This is a genomic window from Flagellimonas profundi, from assembly GCF_017313275.1.
Lineage (GTDB): Bacteria > Bacteroidota > Bacteroidia > Flavobacteriales > Flavobacteriaceae > Flagellimonas > Flagellimonas profundi.
The window spans coordinates 356465-380559 of sequence record NZ_JAFLNM010000002.1 but is presented as its reverse complement, the minus strand read 5'-3'; the positions used below and the strand labels follow the sequence as shown (position 1 = coordinate 380559).

Annotated in this window: 24 protein-coding genes; 3 read left to right on the top strand and 21 right to left on the bottom strand. The window is 39.3% G+C overall.

Going from position 1 to position 24095, the window contains the following annotated elements; genetic code table 11:
• Positions 1–151: 151 nt before the first annotated feature.
• The 19 genes from J0654_RS10615 to J0654_RS10525 form a co-directional block, all read right to left on the bottom strand.
• On the bottom strand, positions 152–1222 hold the full coding sequence (locus J0654_RS10615) for a glycosyltransferase family 4 protein (protein ID WP_207028732.1): 1071 nt from the start codon (positions 1220–1222) through the stop codon (positions 152–154).
• A gap of 82 nt (positions 1223–1304) precedes the next feature.
• Complete coding sequence (locus tag J0654_RS10610) at positions 1305–2111, bottom strand: glycosyltransferase family 2 protein (protein WP_207028730.1); 807 nt, start codon at positions 2109–2111, stop codon at positions 1305–1307.
• Positions 2104–3036: a sulfotransferase family protein gene (locus tag J0654_RS10605; RefSeq protein ID WP_207028728.1), complete on the bottom strand. Its 933-nt coding sequence runs from the start codon at positions 3034–3036 to the stop codon at positions 2104–2106. Before J0654_RS10605 ends, J0654_RS10610 begins: the two co-directional genes overlap by 8 nt.
• A 12-nt stretch (positions 3037–3048) precedes the next feature.
• Positions 3049–3921, bottom strand: coding sequence for a sulfotransferase family protein (locus J0654_RS10600; RefSeq protein WP_207028726.1), 873 nt, complete (start codon positions 3919–3921; stop codon positions 3049–3051).
• A complete protein-coding gene (locus J0654_RS10595; protein WP_207028724.1) occupies positions 3918–4316 on the bottom strand; it encodes an acyltransferase in 399 nt (132 codons plus the stop codon). The genes J0654_RS10600 and J0654_RS10595 overlap by 4 nt, the downstream gene beginning before the upstream one ends.
• Positions 4317–4467: 151 nt before the next feature.
• Positions 4468–5706, bottom strand: a complete 1239-nt coding sequence (locus tag J0654_RS10590) for a flippase (protein ID WP_262897168.1) — start codon at positions 5704–5706, stop codon at positions 4468–4470.
• 160 nt (positions 5707–5866) lie between these two features.
• Positions 5867–7120, bottom strand: coding sequence for a sulfate adenylyltransferase subunit CysN (gene cysN / locus J0654_RS10585; RefSeq protein ID WP_207029593.1), 1254 nt, complete (start codon positions 7118–7120; stop codon positions 5867–5869).
• A 7-nt stretch (positions 7121–7127) separates the two neighbouring features.
• The gene (cysD, locus tag J0654_RS10580) at positions 7128–8033 is read right to left on the bottom strand and encodes a sulfate adenylyltransferase subunit CysD (protein WP_207028720.1); all 906 of its coding nucleotides are present in this window, start codon (positions 8031–8033) and stop codon (positions 7128–7130) included.
• A complete protein-coding gene (gene cysC, locus J0654_RS10575; protein ID WP_207028718.1) occupies positions 8033–8623 on the bottom strand; it encodes an adenylyl-sulfate kinase in 591 nt (196 codons plus the stop codon). The genes cysD and cysC overlap by 1 nt, the downstream gene beginning before the upstream one ends.
• Positions 8605–9039, bottom strand: coding sequence for a DUF2061 domain-containing protein (locus tag J0654_RS10570; RefSeq protein ID WP_207028715.1), 435 nt, complete (start codon positions 9037–9039; stop codon positions 8605–8607). The genes cysC and J0654_RS10570 overlap by 19 nt, the downstream gene beginning before the upstream one ends.
• Complete coding sequence (cysQ, locus tag J0654_RS10565) at positions 9040–9849, bottom strand: 3'(2'),5'-bisphosphate nucleotidase CysQ (protein ID WP_207028713.1); 810 nt, start codon at positions 9847–9849, stop codon at positions 9040–9042.
• A gap of 10 nt (positions 9850–9859) precedes the next feature.
• A complete protein-coding gene (gene rfbC, locus J0654_RS10560; RefSeq protein WP_207028711.1) occupies positions 9860–10405 on the bottom strand; it encodes a dTDP-4-dehydrorhamnose 3,5-epimerase in 546 nt (181 codons plus the stop codon).
• Positions 10405–11274: a glucose-1-phosphate thymidylyltransferase RfbA gene (gene rfbA / locus J0654_RS10555; protein WP_207028709.1), complete on the bottom strand. Its 870-nt coding sequence runs from the start codon at positions 11272–11274 to the stop codon at positions 10405–10407. The genes rfbC and rfbA overlap by 1 nt, the downstream gene beginning before the upstream one ends.
• Before the next feature lie 13 nt (positions 11275–11287).
• On the bottom strand, positions 11288–12346 hold the full coding sequence (gene rfbB / locus J0654_RS10550) for a dTDP-glucose 4,6-dehydratase (RefSeq protein ID WP_207028707.1): 1059 nt from the start codon (positions 12344–12346) through the stop codon (positions 11288–11290).
• Between the two features lie 22 nt (positions 12347–12368).
• Entirely contained in the window at positions 12369–13145 is a 777-nt protein-coding gene (rfbD, locus tag J0654_RS10545) for a dTDP-4-dehydrorhamnose reductase (RefSeq protein ID WP_207028705.1), read from the bottom strand.
• A gap of 35 nt (positions 13146–13180) precedes the next feature.
• Positions 13181–14230 (bottom strand): hypothetical protein, encoded by a 1050-nt coding sequence (locus J0654_RS10540; protein ID WP_207028704.1) that lies wholly within the window; start codon positions 14228–14230, stop codon positions 13181–13183.
• 2 nt (positions 14231–14232) lie between these two features.
• Complete coding sequence (locus J0654_RS10535) at positions 14233–15921, bottom strand: DUF6909 family protein (protein WP_207028702.1); 1689 nt, start codon at positions 15919–15921, stop codon at positions 14233–14235.
• 50 nt (positions 15922–15971) lie between these two features.
• Positions 15972–17471 (bottom strand): GH3 family acyl-acid amido synthetase, encoded by a 1500-nt coding sequence (locus J0654_RS10530; protein WP_207028700.1) that lies wholly within the window; start codon positions 17469–17471, stop codon positions 15972–15974.
• Positions 17472–18341 (bottom strand): M23 family metallopeptidase, encoded by an 870-nt coding sequence (locus J0654_RS10525; protein ID WP_207028698.1) that lies wholly within the window; start codon positions 18339–18341, stop codon positions 17472–17474.
• 166 nt (positions 18342–18507) lie between these two features.
• Between J0654_RS10525 and tatA the strand changes: the two genes are divergently transcribed.
• From tatA to J0654_RS10510, 3 genes are all read left to right on the top strand, one after another.
• Entirely contained in the window at positions 18508–18705 is a 198-nt protein-coding gene (tatA, locus tag J0654_RS10520) for a twin-arginine translocase TatA/TatE family subunit (RefSeq protein ID WP_207028696.1), read from the top strand.
• Between the two features lie 165 nt (positions 18706–18870).
• Positions 18871–20979 (top strand): OmpA family protein, encoded by a 2109-nt coding sequence (locus tag J0654_RS18400; RefSeq protein WP_207028694.1) that lies wholly within the window; start codon positions 18871–18873, stop codon positions 20977–20979.
• 249 nt (positions 20980–21228) lie between these two features.
• Complete coding sequence (locus J0654_RS10510; RefSeq protein WP_207028693.1) at positions 21229–21399, top strand: DUF6747 family protein; 171 nt, start codon at positions 21229–21231, stop codon at positions 21397–21399.
• Positions 21400–21480: 81 nt separating this feature from the next.
• Here the strand turns inward: J0654_RS10510 and J0654_RS10505 are convergent, their stop codons facing one another.
• The gene (locus tag J0654_RS10505) at positions 21481–22479 is read right to left on the bottom strand and encodes a DUF4837 family protein (RefSeq protein WP_207028691.1); all 999 of its coding nucleotides are present in this window, start codon (positions 22477–22479) and stop codon (positions 21481–21483) included.
• Positions 22480–22491: 12 nt separating this feature from the next.
• Entirely contained in the window at positions 22492–24093 is a 1602-nt protein-coding gene (locus J0654_RS10500; protein WP_207028689.1) for a lytic transglycosylase domain-containing protein, read from the bottom strand.
• Positions 24094–24095 lie beyond the last annotated feature (2 nt).

The following is a 24095-nucleotide window of genomic DNA, read 5'->3' as shown; positions in this document are numbered from 1 at the left end:
CTAGCCTAATTCCGAATAACAACCAAATAGAAAACAAAGCGGTAACAATGTAGCTGAATTCGAATGAATTTACCAGGTACAAAGCAACCAATATTGTAACGAAAAGGCCCTTATAAAAATTTTGAACGGATATCCTAAGCATATGATGGTTTTAGGAGGTATAAAGTTCAGTAAATTTTTCTACATACTTTTTAGAAGAAAAATCAACACTCGCTTTTTTAAAACCATTTTCGCCAAAACTTAGTGTTCTTTCCTTATCAGCAATTAAATCCGCTAGTTTAGCCGTTAAGTCTTGAATACTGTTGGGTTCAAAAAAATAACCTGTTCTTCCATTGTCAACAATCTCCAATAGACCCCCATGTCCCGCAGCAACAACGGGTTTTTTTGACAGCATGGCTTCCACCGCCACCAATCCAAATGGTTCCGGCTCTGTGGACGCAACCACAGCAATATCCAAACTGTCCCAAATGGGCCAGATATCCTTTTGAAAAGGGATGATTTTACAATCGTCGTTTAACCTATATTCTTCAATTTTATTTTGCAGCTGTGTTACCAAATATTCCTTGCCCTCATAAGCGGAACCAACAAATACTAATTTTAAATTGTCGAAGGTTTTTTTCAATAGGTTGAATGCTTCCAACATCAGTTCTTGTCCTTTCCAATGGTTTATTCTTCCAATAAGGCCTACCACTATTTCATCTTTACCAAAACCAAATAGTGTTTTTCTTATTCTTTCAACCTCTTCTTTTGTGCTTGGTGGCATAGACCTGTCTAATCCATTTAAAATTACATGGGATTTTTGTGCTAGACCTGGTCGATTGGCATTCCAAAACTTCATGGTCTCACGGGAATTGTATACTACAACCTCACTGAACAAATTCAACAGAACAGGGAAGGCCTTATATATTACCTTTGGCTTTTTAATAATTTCATGCACATGCCAAATATGTCTTATCCTATTTTTTTTGGCATAAAACGCACCAAGTAAAACTGCAAGGGTATTGGAATGAACTATGTCAACTTTTAGACCGTCCAGTTCTTTCTCTAAAGTTTTTATCGCGGTAAATATGGTTAATGGCAGTAGCAAAAGGTTTTTGGGCGTAAACATGCTCCGTGAAACTTTAATAACTGGGGATGTGATCACCTTTACACCATACTGTTCTAGCTCTTCCTTTAGAGGTCCATTGTTTGGCAGCACCACCACTACCTTAAAGTCTTTCAAAAAATTAATCTCTTTAGTCAGATAAAGCAATGTTTTATCTGATCCGTATAGTTCAGCTGATTGATGTATGTACAAGATGGTCCTAACCATTTATTCTTTTTACCTTCATTTTATATGCTTCATTTATTCCCAAGGTCCATAGACACATTTTTCTATACAAACCATGAAAATGCTTGTTCACAAACATTCGGTGACCTTTGATCAACAAATGCTCTCTTTGGGAATTGAAACCCCCAAAATGGATATACTTCAATTCCGGGAAGTAGATTCTTCTTTTTTCTCTTTCCGCAATCTCCTTGCAAAGGTCGACATCTTCAACATACATAAAGAACCTATCATCGAAACCTTCAAAATCATCCCACAATAATCTTTTGGTAAGTAGAAAAGATCCCTCTATCCAATCAACTTCATACAGTCTCTCTCCTTTTTGAAACTTCTCTTTTTTATAGGTCAACCAAGAAAGTTTTAATAATCTCAAAGGTGATGGGAAATGTCCTGTCGACGGTCGATATTCCTTAGTCTTCCCTAACATTTTTATACCAACCGCTCCAATGGATTCATCTTCTAACAAATCAAGTGCCGGCTTAAGGTTATCCAATAAAATGGTGTCATTGTTCAACAATAGCAAACACTTTGCGTTGCTATTTGACACCGCCAAATTATTTCCCTTCCCAAAACCCAAATTTTCTTTGCTTTCTATTAGACAAACTTCTTCTGCATATTTCCTTTTTATAATGTCCAGGCTTTTGTCAGAGGAATTATTATCGACCATGATTATTTCATAGTCTATGCCCTTACAACATTTCTTTATTGAATCCATACAAGCCTCAAGATATTGGGCTCCATTATAGTTTACAATAATGATGGAAAGTTCCTTATGGTTAATCATTGGCAAAATGTTTCCATTGTGAGGTGTCCACGCCCAACGTTTTTAGATTGTTAACGTCTTCCTTGAACAATTCTTTCAAATATTTCAAGGTGCTTTCCTCAATTTTTGGTTTTTCGATTGTATTCCTTTCCAAAACCCCTTTTTTAAATCTTTTATACTTCTTTGATATAAAACTTCCTCCATATTTTAATACCATGGATTTTAAAAAAGACGGTTTTAAAAGAAAGGACGTTAAACCATCCTTTTTATAGACTCCTCCCTTGTTATAAATTACATTTAAATTTTCTGCTTTAAAGCTTTTATCCACACCTAAAAAATCAAACAGTTCACTTAAAAGGCCTTCTGGGCGTTCTTTGATATCTTCAAACAGAACAATTTTAACATTTTCGGCACCAAAAGCCTTTATATAGGCTTGACATTTTTCATAATAGAAGGAATGCTCCGAATACCTCCAAAAATCACCAAACCCTTTTTCTTTTCTTTTTTTCTCTTGTTGCAAGGCTTGGTCAAAGGTTAAGTTTTCATGCATCAATCTTTTTTGGTGCAGAAAATTAGAATACGCTCTTTCTATGGGATCTCTTAACGTAATTATGATTTTCACCTGATTTCCCAGCTTTTCCTGAATGGCAGGAATAACCGATTTTGAAAAAAACAGGTACGATGGCGAAACATCACCTAATTTAGATTGCGCCCCAATATTATTGTAGAGAGCGGTGTATGCATCAAAGGATTTCAACACACTGGACAATGCAAGTTTGTCCCCAGGACCATTCAAGTTTTTTTTAAGTTCTTCAAAAGAAAAATAATGTAATTCCTTTTGTTCCGGTAAATATATTTCGGGGTGTTGTTTTAAATAATTAAACAGAGATGAAGTTCCTCCTTTGGGAACTCCAACCACTAAAAAATTAGGCTTTGAAACGAACATCAACTCTTGCTTTTAATATTTCCATTTTGATAAATCCATCCCAATTTTATTTTCCAAATTCTCTAATTCATTTTTAAAATAGGTGTTGTAAATATCATTTCTTAAATCATTGTTCAATATTTCCTTATTAGCTGGTTTCAAGTTCGCTTGGCTCAATTTATGCATAACCATATCTTTGAGCTTTTTTGAAGGTATTGCCTTACCTATTAACGTTTTTAACTTATTATTCTGGTATATAAAATCCCTCAAAAATTTACTTCTTGATTCAGAGGCTGAGTTACTTTTGACTTGATAGTCATAATCATATTCCGAAAGGCCAATAAATTTGGTGATATCATCAACAATAAATTTCGTGTTCATTACAAAATCATCAAAGAGCACTATTTTAACATTATCAGCACCAAATAAGTTTTCAAAACGTATGATTTGTTCCAAATAGCGGCCTCTAGAAACATAACTAAAATGTATCCTATTATAATGAGAAGACAATCTGTGTTCTTCTACTTTTACGGCTTTATCAAAGGAAAGCGTTTCCAAACCTCTTCTTTTGGTCATCAAGTAATGTGAATGGGCTCTATCGACTGGGTTACGTAAAACAAATATAATTTTAAGGTTCGGAAAATAGGCTTTTATCCTATTTGCCGAATTCTCAAAATAACTATATTCTGGGTCTATTTCACCATAAAGTTTATTTTGGTTTCTCCTTTTAAAGTAATAATCAAAGTAGTGGTTTTTCCCTTGATTAAACTTCTCCTCATCCCTGAAGTGGTGTGTTTCTTTAAGCTCAGGCAAAATTAAATCAGGGTGTTGCATTAATATATCATGAAGTGTAGAGGTGCCAGCTTTTTGGGCACCAATGCAGATAAAACCCATGTTATTCATCATTCCTCTCTTCTCTTTAAAATTTTGGCTGGTACTCCTCCTACAATCGTATTCTTTGGAACATCTTTGGTCACCACAGCATTTGCCGCCACAATAGCCCCCGAATGAATAGTTACTCCTTTGGTGATTACGGCACCATAACCAATCCACACATTATCTTTTATCAATATAGGTTTTGTTTTTATTCCCTGATTAAGCATAGGTTTGTGCAAGTCGTCAAAATTATGGTCCGTATCTCTAATTGAAACTCCCTGTGCAATCATGACGTTTTTACCTATTACAACTGATTCATTAGCTCCAATGACAGAAAATGAACCAATAAAGCTATTCTCCCCAAGAACGATTTTACCAGAACCTTGTAAAATTACATCATGGTTTATTTTTGCTCTTCTGTCCAATGTTACCGACAATCGATTTTCGAATTCGCCAAAACCTCTGATATAAACTCTCTCCTGAATAAGATTATCCCCTTTACAATGCAGATATGGGTAATAATACAATCTATTTCCAAAGGTGGTAAGCCGATTTCTGATTTTTCTTATAATTACACTAATTGCCATAAATCCTCCAAAATCTATAAATTGTTAAAATCTTATATTTTTTATATACAAAAATTACACAAAGTATATTTAATAACATATTAGACATCAAGCTTGCAACCGCCGCTCCAATAATCCCAAAGCTTTTAATCAGAAAATAGTTAAGCAATGCATTACTAATGGCACTGATAATTGTAAAATTTCTTAATTCCTTTTGATGTTGGGTCATATTCAAGACCTGTCCTACGCTTCCAGACAATGCATTGAACAATAAACCCAAAGAAACAACAATTAGAACCTCTTGACCTGAATCTACAAATTCCGGTCCAAAAAACCCTAAGAGTGATTTCCTGAACAAGATTAAAACCACAACAATAGGAATCGTGAAAATAACAATTAACTTAGTCCCTTTCTGAACTTCTTTTCCGATGAGTCCCAGTTGGTTTTTGCCATACAATTCAGATATTTTTGGCGCTAACACCGTATTCACCGCGTTTATTATGATCAAAGCAATCGTGGCAAGTTTGTATGCAGCATTGTATATTCCAACATCCTTTTTAGAAACCATGGCCCCTAGCATAAATATATCGGTCCAATTGGAAATAAACATGAATGCTGCACTAAACAACATGGGAAATGATAGGGCAAAGAGGTTTTTAGATGGATAGTCTTTTGTGGCTTTTGATTTTGGGAAATAAAACAACAATATGATGGCCAAAACCCCAAATGCCAATAAAAAAGAAAGAATGGTGCTGCTTTCTTGAAAACCACTAGTTTTAAATAGGTACATGAATGCCAATAATAGCAAATAGGGCAATACATATACAAACAGGCCGTATTTTATAAAATCTTGTTTTCCCCTCAAAAATTCAGTTAAAAAGGAATGGAAAACACCCCATATTACAAATAGGGAAATATATTTAAAATAGCGTATTAAATTAGGGTCATTAAAAACGGATATGGCCAACCATTCTTTTAAAAAAAAAAGTGCCAAAGAACATCCCAAAGCAGAGACCAATAATGTTTTCACCGCCTTGGACAAATAATTGCTTCGAGGCACCTTATCATAATTGTACTTATCCGCTGTTATCTTTAATATGGCTTGAGGAATTCCCAGAGAAAATACTAAAATCAACAATTGCCATAAAGTAACTGATAATGAGTATCTTCCAAAAGCCTCGGCTCCATAGACATTGGAAATATATATAATGGCTGCGTAGGAAAGGGCCATTCCAAAAACCCTAAGCATAAAAACCCTTCCACTATTGACCACCCGTGGTGGTAGGTTATTTATATTCTTGAAAAGACCCGATAGATTAGCCATAAAGGGCGGTTAATGAATATGATTTATTTGGTTTTTGCATTGACAATAGCAGCCCCTTGCCCCTATGTGTAGCTACTTGGACGGGTCAAACAACCATTCCTGCCGCAACTGTCTCATTAGTCGCATCATCAATCAAAATAATGCTTCCCGTGGTCCTGTTCTCACGATAAGGGTCCACCATCAATGGCTTGGTGGTTCTGATCCGTACTTTCGAAATATCGTTCATCGCCATATCGGTGTCGTCGGAACTACGGTTCAAAGTGTTGATGTCAATTTTATACAAAACCTCCTTGATCATTGCTTTCTGCTCATTTGAGGTATGCTTGATGGTGTATTTTGCCCTTGGTTTTGCGGGACTATTGTTCAACCAACAAAGCATCACCTCGATATCTTGCTGAGCTTCCGGCTTGTTGTTGGAGCGAACAATCATATCACCCCTACTGATATCAATATCATCTTCAAGGGTTATGGAAACGGACATAGGTGCAAATGCTTCTTCTACCTCTCCAGAAAATATGTCGATGGATTTAATCTTTGAAGTAAACCCAGAAGGCATTACGGTAATCTCATCGCCTTTTCTTAGTACACCACTGGCCATTCGTCCTGCATAGCCGCGATAATCTCTAAATTCATCGCTTTGGGGCCTTAAAACGGTTTGCACCGGGAATCTGGCATCCACTTTGTTGATGTCGCTGCTTATATGCATCGTCTCTAGGGTATGGAGTAATGGTGCTCCTTGATACCAATCCATATTTTTGGACCGGTTTACTACATTGTCCCCCAACAAGGCACTAATCGGAATAAAACGAATATCCTTAACCAGAAGTTTGGATGAAAATTCTTCAAACTGTGATATCACTTCGTTATAAGCCTCTTCCGAATAATCTACCAGATCCATTTTGTTGATACAAACAATCACGTGGGGTATTTGCAACAAGGAAGCAATAAAAGCATGCCTTTTGGTCTGTTCAATTACTCCATGCCTAGCGTCCACCAAAATAATGGCTGCATTTGCCGTGGAAGCCCCAGTGACCATATTTCGGGTATACTGGATATGTCCGGGCGTATCGGCTATAATGAACTTTCGTTTTGGGGTAGTAAAATAACGATAGGCCACATCAATGGTAATTCCCTGTTCGCGTTCATCTCTTAATCCATCTGTAAACAAGGCAAGATCCACTCCTTCGTGGCCCTTTTTCTTACTGGTGGTTTCTATGGCCTCCAGTTGATCTTCAAAGATGGATTTTGAGTCGTACAAAAGGCGTCCTATTAGGGTACTTTTCCCGTCATCTACGCTTCCTGCTGTAGTAAATCTTAATAGTTGATTATTGTCCACCATATCTTTTCTAAAAATATCCTTGTTTTTTTCTGTCTTCCATAGCTGTTTCGGAGCGTTTATCATCGCTGCGGTTTCCACGCTCAGTTTGCCTCATGGCCGATACCTCTTGAGCAATTTTCTCAACAGTGTCAGCATCCGATTCTATTCCTCCTGTAATGGTAATATCCCCGAGTGTTCTAAAGCGTATTTTCTTGGTTACAACTTCCTCGCCTTCATCCAGCTTTAAAAATTCGGAATTTGGAATCCACGAATTGCTTCTCCAAACCACTTCGCGTTCGTGGGCAAAATAAAGGGATGGTATTTGGATGTTTTCCCTTTTTATATAGTTCCATACGTCCATTTCCGTCCAATTACTGATTGGAAATACGCGGAAGTGCTCTCCCTCGAATTGTTGCCCATTAAACAGGTTCCACAGCTCAGGTCGTTGATTTTTGGGGTCCCACTGACCAAAATCGTCGCGGTGTGAGAAGAAACGTTCCTTGGCACGAGCTTTTTCTTCGTCCCTTCTGCCTCCACCTATGGCACAATCCACCCTATTGGATTCAATGGCATCCAATAATGTTGTTATTTGAAGAGCATTTCTAGTCGCGTTCTTTCCTTTTTCCTCGGCAACCCTTCCTTGGTCTATGGACTCTTGAACGGATCCCACAATGAGTTGAACTCCCAAACTATCAATAAGATCATCCCTAAATTTTATGGTTTCCGGAAAGTTATGTCCCGTATCAACGTGCATTAACGCAAATGGTATTTTACTTGGGTAAAATGCTTTTCTTGCCAAATGGGTTACCACAATGGAATCCTTGCCGCCAGAAAACAAGATTACTGGGTTTTGGAACTGGGCCCAAACTTCCCTGAGCACAAAAATGGCTTCGGACTCTAATTCGTCTAAATAGTTTAAATAGTATTTACTCATTACAATTGTAATTTGGGTCGAATCAATTCGTATATTCTACTTACCGCATCTTCAACGGACTCTGTCTCCGTTAATATGATATCTGGGCGCAAAGGTACTTCATAAGGACTGGAAATGCCCGTCATATCCTTTATTTCTCCTTTTCTTGCTTTTTTATAGAGCCCTTTTACGTCTCTTTTTTCACATTCTTCCAAACTGGTATTCACAAACACCTCAACATAGTTTTCCTCCCCCACGGTTTCTTTGATGAAATTTCGGTCCTTTTCAAAAGGAGCCACAAATGCGGCCAAAACCACCATACCGGCATCTACGAAAAGGTTTGCCACTTCTCCTATTCTTCTATTGTTTTCTGAGCGATCTTCAGCAGAAAAACTTAAATCCTTATTGATTCCTTTTCGTACATTGTCACCATCAAGTGTATAGGTTTTTATCTTTTCTTCAACCAATTTTTGTTCGAGAGCATTGGCAACGGTAGATTTTCCGGAGCCTGATAGACCCGTAAAGAATATTAGGAATGAATTGTGCCCATTGGCCTTTCTTCTTTCATTCATTCCAATTTTATAGTTGTGCTTTATGATGTTCTCCTCCATCTTTTTGCTCGATTTCTTTTATCCAGTCCATAATTAATCTTGTACCATGTCCTTTCATGGAAATAATACAACATCATTTTAGTAATGACCTCGGCAAATCCTATTTTTAATCCCGTGAATGGGTCTCCAGAAATAATCCAAGATAACGTTATGGTATCCAAAGTTCCAAGTACCCTCCAAGTCAGTGTTTTTATAATATGCCTCTTCCTGCTATCGTCAATTCCTGCATTTAACCATATTCTTTCATGAAAATAGTAAAGAAGCATTTTGGTTACAACTTCTGCCAAACCTATCTTCAGTCCAGTAAATGGGTTGCCAGTGATTGCCCACGAGAGCAATATAGTATCCAATGTACCAACAAGCCTCCAGGTTATGGTCTTGGCCAAATGTCTTTTATAGGATACTTTTTTCGTCATTTATTTTACTAAGAAAAAGGGGTTCAAAAGGTTTTCCTTGTTGTATGTCAAATCTTCACCTGTTTCCCAGTTGGTCACTTTTAATCCCATCGCTGTGCATATGGCATGTCCTGCTGCGGTATCCCATTCCATTGTTGGTGCCACCCGGGGGTAAATGTCTGCTTTTCCTTCTGCGACAATACAAAATTTCAAGGAACTTCCTTTGGAGACTATCTCAATATTTTTTCCTTTGTTTTTTAGTTCTTCTATAAACTGTTCAGTCTGTTCGTTCATGTGAGATCTACTGCCAACGACCTTGGTTGTTGAGCCACTTTTTTCTGCAGGGAGCAACTGATTTCCTTTATCAAAAAGGTTTTCAGGTAATTCCTTAACATCACTCACAGCTATTTTAAACGATTTTCCCTCCTCAACATTGGCATAGTAGAGCTCTTGGGTCTCAGGAACATAAATAACACCTATAATTGGAGTTCCATTTTTAATTAGTGCTATATTGACCGTGAACTCGCCGTTTCTTTTTATGAATTCCTTTGTGCCATCCAATGGGTCCACCATCCAACAAACATCCCAATTTTTCCTAGCGCTATAATCAAGGTTTTTGTTCTCCTCACTAATAATCGGAATGCTTGTTTTGGTTAAATAGGACATAATTACCCTATTGGATTCCAAATCCGCTTGCGTCAGTGGGGAATCATCCTTTTTAAACTCTGTCCCAAAATCAGCTGAGTTATATATTTTCATGATTGCCTTGCCAGCATCTATGGATGCTTTAATGGCACGAGTAAGTTGATGGTTTAATTCTGTTGAGATCAATTACTATTTTTTAAGTTAATGGATTAAAATGTTTTGGCAATTCTTTATCTTTTTCGGATACCAACATGTCTTCCGGAGAAATTTTCCAGTCAATATTTAAATGTGTGTCATTGTATTTTATACCGCCTTCCGATTCTTTATTGTAATAATTATCACATTTATAAAAGAAATGGGCAGTTTCACTTAAAACGACAAATCCATGGGCAAACCCTCTAGGAATAAACAATTGTTTTTTATTATCTGCCGTGAGCTCTACCGATACATGCTCTCCATAAGAAGGTGAGTCTTTCCTCAAATCGACTGCAACGTCCAACACTCGTCCTTCGAGCACACGAACCAGTTTTGCTTGGGCATGCTCTCCATGTTGAAAATGTAGCCCCCTTAAAACGCCTTTTGTTGAATAGGATTGATTGTCCTGTACAAAATCCACCTCTTGCCCTATTGCTTCACAAAAGGTTTTGTGATTAAAGCTCTCAAAAAAATACCCTCGGTCATCTTCAAAAACTTTGGGCTCAAGGATAAAACAACCTTTTAGTTTGGTTTCAGTTACCTTCATCAAATACCTTTATTCAAAATTCCCAATAGGTTTTTCCCATAGCCACTTTTCATTAGTGGTTCTGCCAATGCTTTAAATTGATTTTTGTCAATAAAGCCCATTTCGTATGCCGCGGCCTCAATGGCGCCTATCTTTAAACCTTGACGCTCTTCTATGACCTCAACAAATTGAGACGCCTGCATCAACGATTGAAATGTTCCGGTGTCCAACCAAGCTGTTCCCCTATCCAAGATGCTTACACTCAGCTTTCCTTGATTCAAATACTCTTTGTTAACATCTGTAATCTCCAATTCTCCACGAGGACTTGGCTTTATGCTCTTTGCAATGGAAACAACTTGATTGTCATAAAAATATATTCCTGGAACTGCATAATTGGATTTCGGGTTGGTAGGTTTTTCTTCTATACTAATTGCCCTTCCATCCTCATCAAATTCTACGACACCATAACGTTCCGGATCATGAACTCTATAAGCATAAATAATCCCTCCATGTGGATCATTGTTTGCTTGCAGCAATTTTGATAACCCGGTACCATAAAATATATTGTCGCCAAGTATAAGGGCCACCTTGTCTTTACCGATGAATTCCTCTCCTATGATAAATGCTTCCGCAAGCCCATTGGGCGCCTCTTGCACTGCATATTCAAAAGAACATCCATATTTCTCCCCGTCTCCCAAAAGTTCCTTGAAAAGAGGCAAGTCTTTTGGTGTGGAAATTATAAGAATCTCTTTTATCCCAGCATACATTAAAGTAGACAATGGATAGTAAATCATTGGCTTGTCGTAAATAGGCATCAGTTGCTTGCTCACAGAAAGTGTTAATGGGTGCAATCTAGTGCCTGACCCTCCGGCCAATATAATTCCTTTCATCTTGCTATTAACTTTATTGATATTGTTTTTTGTAGTATTCTTTGTAATCGCCAGATGTGACATGTTCCAACCATTCCTTATTCTCAAAATACCATTCAATGGTCAGTTCAAGTCCTTGTTCAAATGTTACGGATGGGCTCCAACCCAATTCCTTGTTTATTTTGGTGGCATCGATGGCATAACGGAGGTCGTGACCAGGACGGTCCTTCACAAAAGCGATCAGTTCTTCGGAAGCGCCTTCTTTTCTTCCAAGCTTTTTATCCATTAACTTGCACAGCAACCTGACTAAATCAATGTTTTTCCACTCATTAAAACCACCTATGTTATAAGTTTCTCCATTGATTCCTTCATGAAAAACCAAATCAATGGCCCTTGCATGGTCTTTTACATACAACCAATCCCTGGTGTAATTCCCATCACCATAAACGGGCAATGGTTTATTGTTGATGATATTGTTTATAAAAAGAGGTATCAATTTTTCGGGAAAGTGATTTGGCCCATAATTATTGGAGCAATTGGAGACCACAAAAGGGAGTCCGTAAGTTTCGCCATAAGCCCTCACAAAGTGATCTGAACTTGCCTTGGATGCAGAATAAGGAGAATTAGGACTATATGGTGTGGACTCGGTAAAAAATCCAGTATCCCCCAGTGCTCCATACACCTCATCAGTACTTACATGGTAAAAACGGAAATCAGGATTCTTTTTTGCCATTTTAACCGATTGGTTCAACAGATTCACTGTTCCCAAAACATTGGTCTTTACAAATGATAAAGGGTCGGAAATAGACCGATCCACATGAGACTCTGCTGCTAAATGAATAACACCATCAAATTCATTTTCTGAAAAAAGGTTGGTCAGAAAATCGTCATTTGTTATATCTCCTTTTATAAATGTATAATTGTTATGGTGTTCAATATCCTTAAGATTCTCTAGGTTACCCGCATACGTTAGGGCATCAAGATTGAAAATGTGGTAGTCTTGATAGTTCTCAACAAAACGCCTTACCACGTGAGAACCTATAAACCCGGCGCCTCCAGTGATCAAGATGTTTTTTTGGTTGCCTTTTCCCATTAAGTTTTAAAAGTGTTTTTGGTTAAATTAATATGCTGTTTTTAGGCCTTTTTGCGAATGTACGATAATTCCTATCCAAAACCAGTTTGGTCTTTCCCTTAAGCCCATTTTCATCGAGGATATACTCTGCAAATTCATACCACGACATTGGTTTTCCATCTGTAATATGATATGTGCCATAGGGTTTATGACCACAAATTACCTCATCAAGAATGAACTTTGCCAATGTTTCGGTATCCGTAGGACACCCAACCTGTTCATCAGTAATCCTTAACTCTGCACCTTGTTCTGCTTTTGCTAGAATAGTACGATAAAAATTATGCCCATACTTTTTACTATAAAGCCAAGATGTGCGAATAATAAAATGGTTGGGTAATATTTCACGAATATATTCCTCACCCTTTAATTTAGATTTTCCATATTCATTAATCGGATTGGTTAAATCATCAACTGTATAGGGATTATTTTTGGTCCCGTCAAAAACATAGTCCGTTGATATATGAACCAAGGAAACATCATGATTTTTACATGCCTTAGCCAAGTGATTTACAGCTTCGGCGTTTACCTTATAGGCTTCAATAGGGGTCTTTTCTGCCTGTTCAACATTGGTATATGCGGCACAGTTGACGCAGTAATCATAATTGCCCGTTTTTAAGGTCTGCTTAATTTTTTCAGGAATAGTGATGTCGAGTTCCTTTGAGGTTTTAAAGTCAAAAATAGCTCCTTTAAAATCAATGGAACAATCCTTCAATGTTTTTCCCAATTGGCCCCCAGCACCAGTTACCAAGATTCTCCTCATTACATTCTTTTTTACTTTGGTAATCCTCTGCCTGTTTATTTTTGGTTATAGGCTTTCAAATACCTATTAAGTTCCAACAACGCCAATACACCAAACACCAAAGCTAACAGCGCCAATGGAAGCTTAAACTTGTAGCTGCTCAAAATTCCCTTCTGTTCCACACCTCTTGTGGGGAAATCACTTATTACGTTGATGATGGTCGATTTATTGGCACGTTCCTGGTTTAATTCTACCAATTTTTCTTTCAAAACATCTTTCTCCTGTACCAAAGCAAGCTCCCTACTTCTTGATTCGCCAGTTTCTGCCATATTAATGCTGGTACCCTGCATGGGTTTATCCGCTTCTTTTACCAATACAGTTCTGTACAGGCTTTGTAAAGAATCAAGCTCTTCCAATTGTTTCCTATAAATGGTATCCTGAAGGTCCAAGTTTTCATCATTGATTCTTTTTTGAAGCTTGAAGTATTCATTGACCGAAATCGAGTTAATAATGGCCGGTTGCGCTTTTTTAGCTACTCTATTGTCAGTACTGATCATGGATATTTGATGAAACCTAGCATCCATGGAGTTAAAATTGTTCAAGTAGTTCTCATAATCGATGGCTTTAACGGTAGTGGTGTCCAAACCACGAATAAACTGATCAAAAAGCTTTATTTTCTGATTTTCATCTGAATAGGAATCCGCGAAAATTTCTTCAATGCTGGCTGCTTCATGTTCTGTTATATTTAGAGCCGTAGCTAGAGAAACAGAATCTTGTGCTTCGGCCAAATCGTTGTAAAAGGCAATATTGTTGTATAGTTGCTGAACGCTATTGAAGTTTGGTTCCACCACCATTCGGGAGATATATTTTTCGGGTAGGACTTTATCCAAAATAAAGCCTCCGATTCCGCCAATTATGATAGCTGCAGCAATAACTATGATGTTCTTTTGAACAAACAACAGAAACAGCATAACTATATGGAAAATGCCCTTAAAAATGCTGCCGATGAAATTAAAGAACCTTTGAAAGCCCCTGCCGATCATCTGGAACAATTGTCCCAAGTCTATTTCGCCTGAACTGTTCTGATTTACTGGTTGGTCTGCCATACCTATGAATTGAATATTTGTTTTAAAATCCTGTCCGTTATCAAATATGTGGGTTTTACCCCTGTTGTTCCCAATCCGCCAGAAGCTAAAGTGCTTCCAGTTTCCAAGGGATTGTCCGATGCGTAATATGCGTATCGCACCTTCACATCTTTTTTAATGCTTTTTCGAATTTGAGAGGCCGACTGTATTGCTTTCTGATAGTGTACCCCTTCCATTTCCAAACCTATAACATTCCAGGTGGATTCGTGGAAAAACTGAAGGATGTCCCTATTCTGCAACGATGTTCCCAATACGGTAACCATGGTGCCCTCCATTACTTTTAGACCATATCCTTCAAAATCTGAACCGTTAAGCTCATTTTTAAAGGGGTAATTGTCCGCTGTTCCCTCAAAAATATGGGCCGATGGAATCATCAAATCACCCTTGCCGCCTTCCAAAATGCCCGCTTTTCCCATAATGGAAACCGAATCAACATTAAGAAAAGTTTTTTTATCGCCTTCTTCCATAGGCTTCAACAGCTCGTCTATCGTCTCATAAGCCTGTTCTCCAAAGGCATAGTCCATCACAAATATAACGGGTTTTTCTTCCTCCGAAATATCCTCTGGCAACTTATAACAACAGCTTTCTTTTCCAAACTTGGCGGTATCAAATATTTGAACATCGATATTGGCTCCGGATTCATCGTCCAAAAAAATCATGCCGTTCTTTTCAGCATGGCTTTTTACCTTTTTGTTGAGTGCTTTATGCTTCTCGGAGCCCAAAGCTTCATAAATGTCCAAAGATTCACTATCGGGAAATTCTTTTGACAAGGCTTTTTTGGCAAAAAGGGAATTCATCACACTGTGCATATTGGCGCTTATAATATGAAGCGGTCTATGCATCAAATTGTGTTGTTGTAAGGTGCTCTTAATTTTATTCGCCCACTTTTCTCCATGTATGTGGTGCCCCAAACGCTCTCGCAATAATGGACTAAACGTTATAGTTCTTTTGTTGCCTGTGGTTTCTTCCTCAATGGCAAGTTTGCCCAACCAATAAATCACATTTAAAAAACGGTCAGGGTCCTCGGAGGTCTTTAATTTGTTTTCAATTTCCACGACCTCATCAAAAGTCCTGCCCAATATATTGGCGCAATGTATCAGGGCCACCTCCCTTTCTTCGTTGTCCTTTTCTTCGGAAAGTACAAATTCGGTAAGCTTGTCCCAATCCCGAATGGTGGCATTGCCGTTATCCACCAATACCCTTCTGCAAATTTTGTCGGATTCAACAAACAAAAACGTTAGGTGGGTCAAAATATCATAAATATCGCTCCTTCCCCGAGTGATTTCGATGTTCATCTGCTCGTCGTCGATGCGGTAGCAATTTCTTCTACGCTTTGGTGGAACAATGGCCTTCAAATGCGATTTGGCAAAACCTTCATCTGAAGTCAGATTGATAAAACGGCACTCCTCTATACCTTCCGGTAATCGTTCCAGTACATAAATCAATCCGTTGAGTTCTGCCTTGTCTTCGGCAATGGTGCCATAAATTTCGGGCCTGAGCAATAGCAGAGCGCTGCGAAGCGCATTTCCGGAAACGCCGGACGGCTTGTAGAATCCACGGTTGAGCAGATGCCGCATGGTAATGTACAAACGCTCTATCGCATTGGTGGACTCCTGTGCCCTAGTTGTCTGTTTTACTTCTGTTGCCATCATATCTTCTGGCAAAAATAAGTGAATTCCTATGAAAATGAAGCTGTTCTATGTCAACTAATTTTAAAGGGTTGCAGCCCAGCGGCTACTTTACGGTCGTTGGCAAGGCGCTGTACCTTGTTCTGCCCGCCCAATTTCCCAATGGATCTCATGTAATCTTGAAAACCATTCGGTTGAATTCTGCTGATTTTTAGTGGCTGAAGAATGTGTCCATCGATCAAATCAAAATAGTAGCTGTTCTGTTTCTTCATGCTCTCTTCCATTATTCGAGAAAATGCAGCCAGGTCCGATGGTTCTCTCTGAAACTCGATGAACCACTCATGATAGGGAAGCTCTCCCTCCCCGGGATTTGTTTGTGGGGCAACCGTGAATTCGTTGACCAAGGCATCCGTCTGCTCCACGGCCAATCGCAAAGCCTCTTCCACCTCTTTGGCGATTACATGCTCGCCAAAAGCCGAAATAAAGTGTTTGATTCTTCCAGACACTACAATTTTATAAGGGTCTTTGGAAATAAACCGAACGGTATCCCCTAAATTGTACCCCCACAATCCCGCATTGGTGGAAATTACCATGGCATAGTCCACATCCAGTTCCACGTCGGCAATGGTCAACCGTTTGGGTTTTTCATCAAAAAACTCATCTGCTTTTACGAACTCATAAAATATACCAGCATCCAAGAGTAAAAGCATCCCCTTTTCCTTTTGAGAGTTTTGATAGGCAAAAAAGCCTTCACTGGCGGGGAAAAGCTCAATGCTATCCACTTTTCTGCCGATCAAGTTTTCAAACTTGGCCCGGTAAGGCTCATAATTCACTCCTCCGTAGATGAACAATTGAAATTCTTTAAAAAGCTCCCCAACCTTTTTACCCGTTTTGGCATTGAGTCTTTCAAAATACATCTGCACCCAGGATGGAATCCCAGCAATAACGGTCATGTTCTCATTTTCCGTTTCCTCAACAATCTTATCCACTTTGGTTTCCCAATCTTCAATACAATTGGTCTCCCAGCTTGGCAACCGGTTTTTTTGAAGGTAATTCGGCACATAATGAGCCGATATTCCAGAGAGCCTCCCCAATTTAATGCCGTTCTTTTCTTCCAATTCGGGACTGCCCTGCAAAAAGATCATTCGGCCATCCACAAAATCAGCATTTCCAGTTTCATGGATATAATTAAGAATGGCATTTCGCGATGCTTCTACCTGATTTTTAATGGATGGTTTGGTAATGGGAATATATTTGGCTCCCGAAGTGGTACCCGATGTCTTCGCAAAATAAATCGGTTTGCCTGGCCAAAGCACATTGGCTTTGCCATCAATGATCTGCTCAACGTATCCTTTCAGTTCTTCGTAATCCCGAATAGGAACGCGCTCCACAAAATCTTGGTGCGAATTAATCGTTCCGAACTGATGATCCTTTCCAAATATAGTGCCCTTGCCCTGGGACACCAGATGGTTAAAAACCTTTTGTTGGGTTTTCACAGGCTGGTTTACCCATTTCTCGGTCTTTTTGGCTATCCGATTGGCAAATATTTTTGCAGCAAATGCTTTTAGGGACATTTAGTTGAAATCAATATAGTTCTGGGGATTCACGGGCTTTCCTTTTCTCCATAGCTCAAAATGAAGGTGCGGACCCGTGGTGAGTTCCCCTGTATTACCGATGGAGGCAACCACTTCACCCGCTTTGACCAAATCACCTTGGGACTTGCTCAATGAGCCATTGTGCTTATATACAGAAGTAATCCCCTCCTGGTGTTCTATGATCATCACATAGCCCGTTTCTGTGGTCCATTCCGCAAAAAGCACCGTTCCGTCCGCAATGGATTTTACGGGCGTATCTTTTGGGGCCACCAAATCCACTGCGTAGTGCTTGGTTTTTTGGTCGAACCCCTGTGAGACTGTTCCGTTGACCGGCGAGAAGAACAACGTACCCAAATTCTCCACGTCCCTTTCAAAAAGGTTGTACTTATCCTCTAGCTCCACCTCTTCCCTCAATAAAAGATCTTGTCTTATTGGGGTTAGATCAACAGAGGCGGGATCCAACTTATATTGTTCGAACAACGAATCGCGATTGGTCTGGTTGTTTTCGATATCACCCCTCAAAACTTTTCGTACATTGTCTAAATACCGGTTGGTATAATTAAGTACTGTTACCAAAGAGTCGGTTTTGTAAGTAAGTTCCGTGGCCTGTCTCTTCAATTTTGTGGAGGAATAGCCAGGGATGTATTCCCGCAATGGGGTGAAGGCAATGATCAAAGTGGTAATGCCTATCAAAACAATGATGAACATGGTTCCGGTAACAAAAACATTCAACCTATTGAGCTTAAAGGATATCTTTTCCTCAAAGGTGCTTTCGTTAAGAATAACCAAGCGGTACTTGTGCAGTAGCTTTCGTTTTATCTCCTTTCTTTTCTTTTTGTCCTTAGCCATGGTGAACAAAGATAGTCTTAGATTTTAATATGGATGTTAAGCTTTTTAAAAAGCTGAAGGGAATAAGTTCTTAAAATTCATTTTCAAATGCTAATTTTCGTTAATCGAACATGCTCTTCAACATCTTTTTAGTACTTTTACATTTCTAATTAAAGGTTTTGAAGATATGATTGCTCAAACTATATTTCTTGGAATGCTAGGTCCTTGGCAGATTGTTTTGATTGTTGCCGTGGTTGTTTTGCTGTTCGGAGGTAGAAAAATCCCAGAACTGATGAAGGGCCTTGGAAGCGGAATCAAAGAATTCAAGGACGCGACGAAAGAAGACGAAAAGTTGGAAGGCGGAAGCAACGAGTCAAAATCCTAATTGACTTTTTGTGCGCTGAAACGTGCCGTTTTACTAAAGGTTTTCGACCAACGACAACATTTTTTAAGCGTTCAACGCCAGAAATTCATCCTTTCACAACAAAAAGTTATCACCCCACTTACCATATTCTATTTTAGCGGTTACAACTAAACTGTTAAGCCCCTAATGCTTAACCTCCAAATGAACGTTTTGTTCATTTGTGCAGATGGAGTGGTAATGAAAAAACTGACCTTGCTTATTTTCCTCCTATGCTCATTTGGGATATTTTCCCAAGAGCTGGCCCTATCCGATTTTGATGGGACGACTTCTCTTTCCGGCACGGCCAAGGTCAATGGAGAAAACAATAGCTCCGATTTTGTTAAGCACCTGGACGGTCTCAGCAACAAAAAACTTGTAAAATACTTGCGCAAAGAAGGCATTGCCGATAAACTCATTGAAAAAGGCAACGAATACTTTGACAAAATGTGGTATGCGGAGTCTGCTCGAATTTTCGATTTGGTACTCGAAAAAACAAATGCTGAACACACCCTAACGCTACTATCAAGAGCTGGCGATTCCCATTATTATACCGGAAACCTTGAAAAGTCTTACAAATGGTACAATGAGCTGTACCAAAGGTATCAAGACCAAATGCAGGAAGATACTTTTTTCAAGTACACGCAAACCTTAAAGGGAACAGGAAAATATCGAAGAGCTGCAGCCTTGACCAAAATTCTGCGGCAGAAACGGGACCAGCCCCTTAAAGAACTAAAGCGCCTTGAGCCCGGCACTTGGAAAGGTGCGACCAATGTTAAAATCAAAAACCTTGGGATTAATTCGAAATATTCCGATTTCTCCCCAATGTTCTACAAGGGTTCGGATATTGTATATGCATCTGCCAAAGATTCTTCTGTTTTGACGACCCGTCGCTATCGCTGGACCAATCAGCCTTTTTTAGATCTTTATGTGTCCAAGCGAAAGAACGAGGAGGGAGACCTGTTCAGTCCCGAAAAATTCTCCAAAAAAATAAACACTAAATATCACGAGGCCTCGTTGGCCTTTTCCCCAGACCAAAAAACCATCTATTTCACCCGAAACAATTATGGCAAAAGGCTCAAAAGAGGGAAAAACGGTATCAACCATTTGAAAATCTATCGCTCTCAGTTTTTAGGGGGGGAATGGACGGACGCTGTAGAGCTTCCCTTTAACGGGGACAATTATTCCACAGGTCACCCAACAATCAGCAAAGATGGTAAAAAGATGTATTTTGTATCTGATAGGCCAGGAGGCTTTGGTGGAACGGATATCTATGTGGTGGATATTTACGAAAATGACACGTACTCTGAGCCCAAAAACCTTGGAAGAACGGTTAACACCGATGCAAAGGAAATGTTTCCTTACATCACCGATGATGCCCTTTATTTTTCATCAAACCGAGCTATGGGCTTTGGAGGTTTGGATGTGTATAAATCCGATGGTTCCGGCGAAGTTTTTAGCGTAGGCATAAATCTAGGTAAACCCATCAATAGCAACAGGGACGATTTCAGCTATATTATAGACGCATCGGGTGAGCAAGGGTATTTTGCATCTAACCGAAAGGGAGGAAAAGGCGATGATGACATTTATTCATTTAAATATACCCTTAACCTTAACGCGATATCCGGTTCTGTTAAAGATATTACCACAGGCGATCCAATCAATGAAGCAAAAATACGGCTGTTCAATCAAAATGGAACATTACAGAATGAAGCTTTAGCGGACTCCACCGGAAAATATACCTTTAAGTATTTGGACCCAGTGACCGGCTATACGCTCGTTGCAAGGAAGGAGGGGTTTGAAAAAGATAGCCTTTCGGTAAAAACCAAGGATAACGAACAGGTTGAAATATCGCAATTCCTCAAAAAAAAATTAATAGAAAAAGAAGTTGATGTCGATGATATATTTGAGCCCGAGAATGTATACTTTCATTTTGACAGTCATCAAATAACAGCAAACGCAGCCAAAGAATTGGATAAACTAATTGCTGTTTTAAAAGAAAACACGGAGCTATCCTTGAAAATTGAATCGCATACCGATGCCATTGGCTCCAAATCATATAACAAGTACTTGTCGGATAAGCGCGCAAAATCTACAAGGTCGTATCTTATTTCAAAGGGTATAGACCCCTCACGGATTATTAGCGCTATTGGTTATGGGGAGGACCGTTTGTTGAACAACTGTTCCGATGGCACACCATGTGGTCCTGGCCAGCATCGATTAAACAGAAGATCCGAGTTTTACATCGTCCCGGAATAAGGCTGAGCCACACCAAAAAAGACCCGGTATTTCTTAATTCTTGAACGGCTTTTTGCATTTCATCGATCATTATTTCCGTCCACCTGTTTATGGCAATATGTCATTTGTCGATCAAATCAATGGCTTTGCGGATTTTTAGCTTAAAGCTTAAGCTTTCACCCTGTTTTTATCGTCTTTCATCCGTTTGTTTTTCTTTGATGTTGACAAAATCAAACCTTTGTAATGTCTTTAAATCTTAAAATCAAGCTTATGAAGAAATTATTACTCGTAAAAGAAATTTATATAGAGGCTTTCCGCAATTTGGGAAACATAATAGTGGAAAAATACTTTAAGGTATTTGCCTGGTTCAGTTTTATCATGTTCCTCATCGTGCTTTATGCCTTTGTGTACAGGGTGGCTACAGGCTTTCCGTTTGATTAACCAGCCTAAGCTTTAAAGAACAGAAAAGCCCAGAAACTTGGTTTCTGGGCTTTTCTGTTTATTTATTATTGCAGCTCTCACTTAATCTGCCGCGGTAGAAGTTTCAAACTTTATGGTTTTCAATATGGCCTCCAGCTCAAACATATAATCCCTTTTAGCTTCAGAAGGTGCGAACGTAAACCCTTCCACAATCATTTTTCTGTTGTTTTCCTTATCGTTGATGATATAGGTAAGAAAAGGACCGGCCATTGGATATCCGTGGATTTCCCAAACACCTTTAACCTCAGCCGCCTTTTTTCCTCCGATTTCGGCAGGGAAAACATATGGTGCAAAAGCTTTCTCCGTGATCATATACGTATTCTCATAAGGTCCGGGAATATATTTTTCGCCAATAGAGTCACGCATCCTCACGATATCCTGTACAAAGGTGGAGTCATTGCTAAAATAATCCCATGGCATTTCATATGCGACAATGTTCATGGTTCCTTTAGGGATCTCGATATCCATCCAAACAAAATTATCCTCTCTTCTACCTACTTTATAAAGCGATGGAACGTTGAGTTGGATCCCAAACTCTTCCTCTAAAGCTTGATCTTTACTGAGGGAGCGTTTAAAGCGTTGCTGTGCCTCGGCAATTTCATTTGCCTTGAACTCCTTGATGGCCCTATCGGCCAAGGAATCCAAATTTTTGATCATGACTTCCTCTGTAGGCCCTGTCACCACCGCCACCTTTTGTGGTTTGGAATATGCATCGTCCTTAATATGGGCCAAGGAGGTTGAATCCTTCTCTACATAAAGAATAGACCTGGAATGTGTTGTGGTGCCCTTAAAAACCTTTGGAGGCACCTGTGTTATGGTAAATTTGGGCTCAATTTGAGGCAAACCAATAATCTGGGCCGCAAACTCATCCCTTATTTTCTCGCCTACCGGTCCTCTCCATAGTTCGGTGTCCATTACAACCATCAAAGAGTTGATCCCTCCTGTAGAGGGGGGTAGAAATCTTTCTTTTGAACCTGAGTTATTACAGGATCCCAATGCCAACAAAACGGTGGCAAACAATAGTGTTCCTAATTTTTTCATCTTGTGCTAAATTTACGAAGAACAATCACACAATTTAAGTTTTGTGCCCGGTTTTAGATTGTTCCCACTAATACCGTTCCATTCTCGTAAGTTTTCGATGGAAATTCCAGGATATTTTTTTGAAATCGTCCAAAGGGAGTCCCCTGACCTAACTGTATGAACTTTGGAACCGCTCGCCACATTTCCTGAAGACTTAGAGCTATTGCTGTTTGTGGTGTTTTTAGCGATATAGGGCTTTCTTGGAAAAATAGTCAATCGTTGTCCAATACGGAGGTTATTGCTTCGCAGCCCGTTCCATCTTTTAATCTGGCTGACTCCCACACCGTATCGTTCTGCAATTTTTCCCAAATAATCACCGCTTTTTACACGATATCTAATTTGGTCTTGAGCAGTAACCATATTGGGCAACGGTTTTTCAAGGGAGTCCAATTCCTTTTTCACAAAGGCATAGATTTGCTCTTCGTTGGACACGAACTTCCCTATTTTGGAAACCGGCAAACGCAAGGCATAGTCCTTTCCTTCCACCTTTGGTATGATGTTGAGCTTGTAGGCAGGGTTCAACATTTCCAGTTCTTCGGTGCCTATATCCACTAATTTGGAAATTTGATCAAACGTGATAAGGCTTTTTACGTGTACCGTATCCGTTTCAAAGTAAGGGCGATCCGCTTTTTTGTACTGTAAACCATGTTCTTCGGCATATTCAAAAATGTACATGGTTGCCAGAAAAGCAGGAAGATACCCTGCTGTTTCACGTGGAAGAAATGGACGAATGTTCCAATAATTTTCATATCCGCCAGAGCGTCGAATAGCCTTGTTTACGTTACCTGGGCCCGAATTATATGCCGCAAGCGCCAAATCCCAATCCCCGAAAATACCATATAGTCTGGAAAGGTATTTGCTTGCCGCTTTTGTGGCCATGATCGGGTCATGCCTTTCATCCACATAGCTGCTTACATCCAAGCCGTACATTTTTCCGGTACTGTACATAAATTGCCAAAGGCCCTTTGCACCAACCCTTGATCTTGCCTTGGGGTTTAAAGCAGATTCCACAATGGCCAAGTATTTAATTTCCAAAGGGATGTTCTGGTTGTCCAGCTCTTGTTCAAACAATGGAAAATAAAACTGACTTGCTGTGATCATACGTTGCATCAAATCTCTTCTTCGTGTTAAAAAAGATTTGATCACACTCTCCAAAGATGCGTTATAGGTGATATTGAACGGGGTTTTTTCGTTCATTCGGGCCAAACGGGCTTTAAGCGTATCGGTAGGCAAATCAACCTCAAAAATTGAATCTTGTTCTGGGCCATTCTGAATCTCCAACAACATATCGCTAAATAGGTCCGCATTGCTGTGAAGTTCGTTCAGCCAAAGACTGTCGTAACGCCATGCCTCATCCAAATCACGCAATCTGAATTTCCCATCCTCATGGGTTTCCAATGCCATCAACTGGCCATCTATTTTGATATTGGATACAGCAATAGTTGTTTTTTCCTCATCTTGAAGCAATGTGGAATCTTTCTCCGAATTCGGTGCTGCATCTTCTTCTTGAGCACTTACATAGGGAGCTGCGGACAGAATGGCCGCGAAAACAGCTATTTTCAATTTTTGGTTCATTT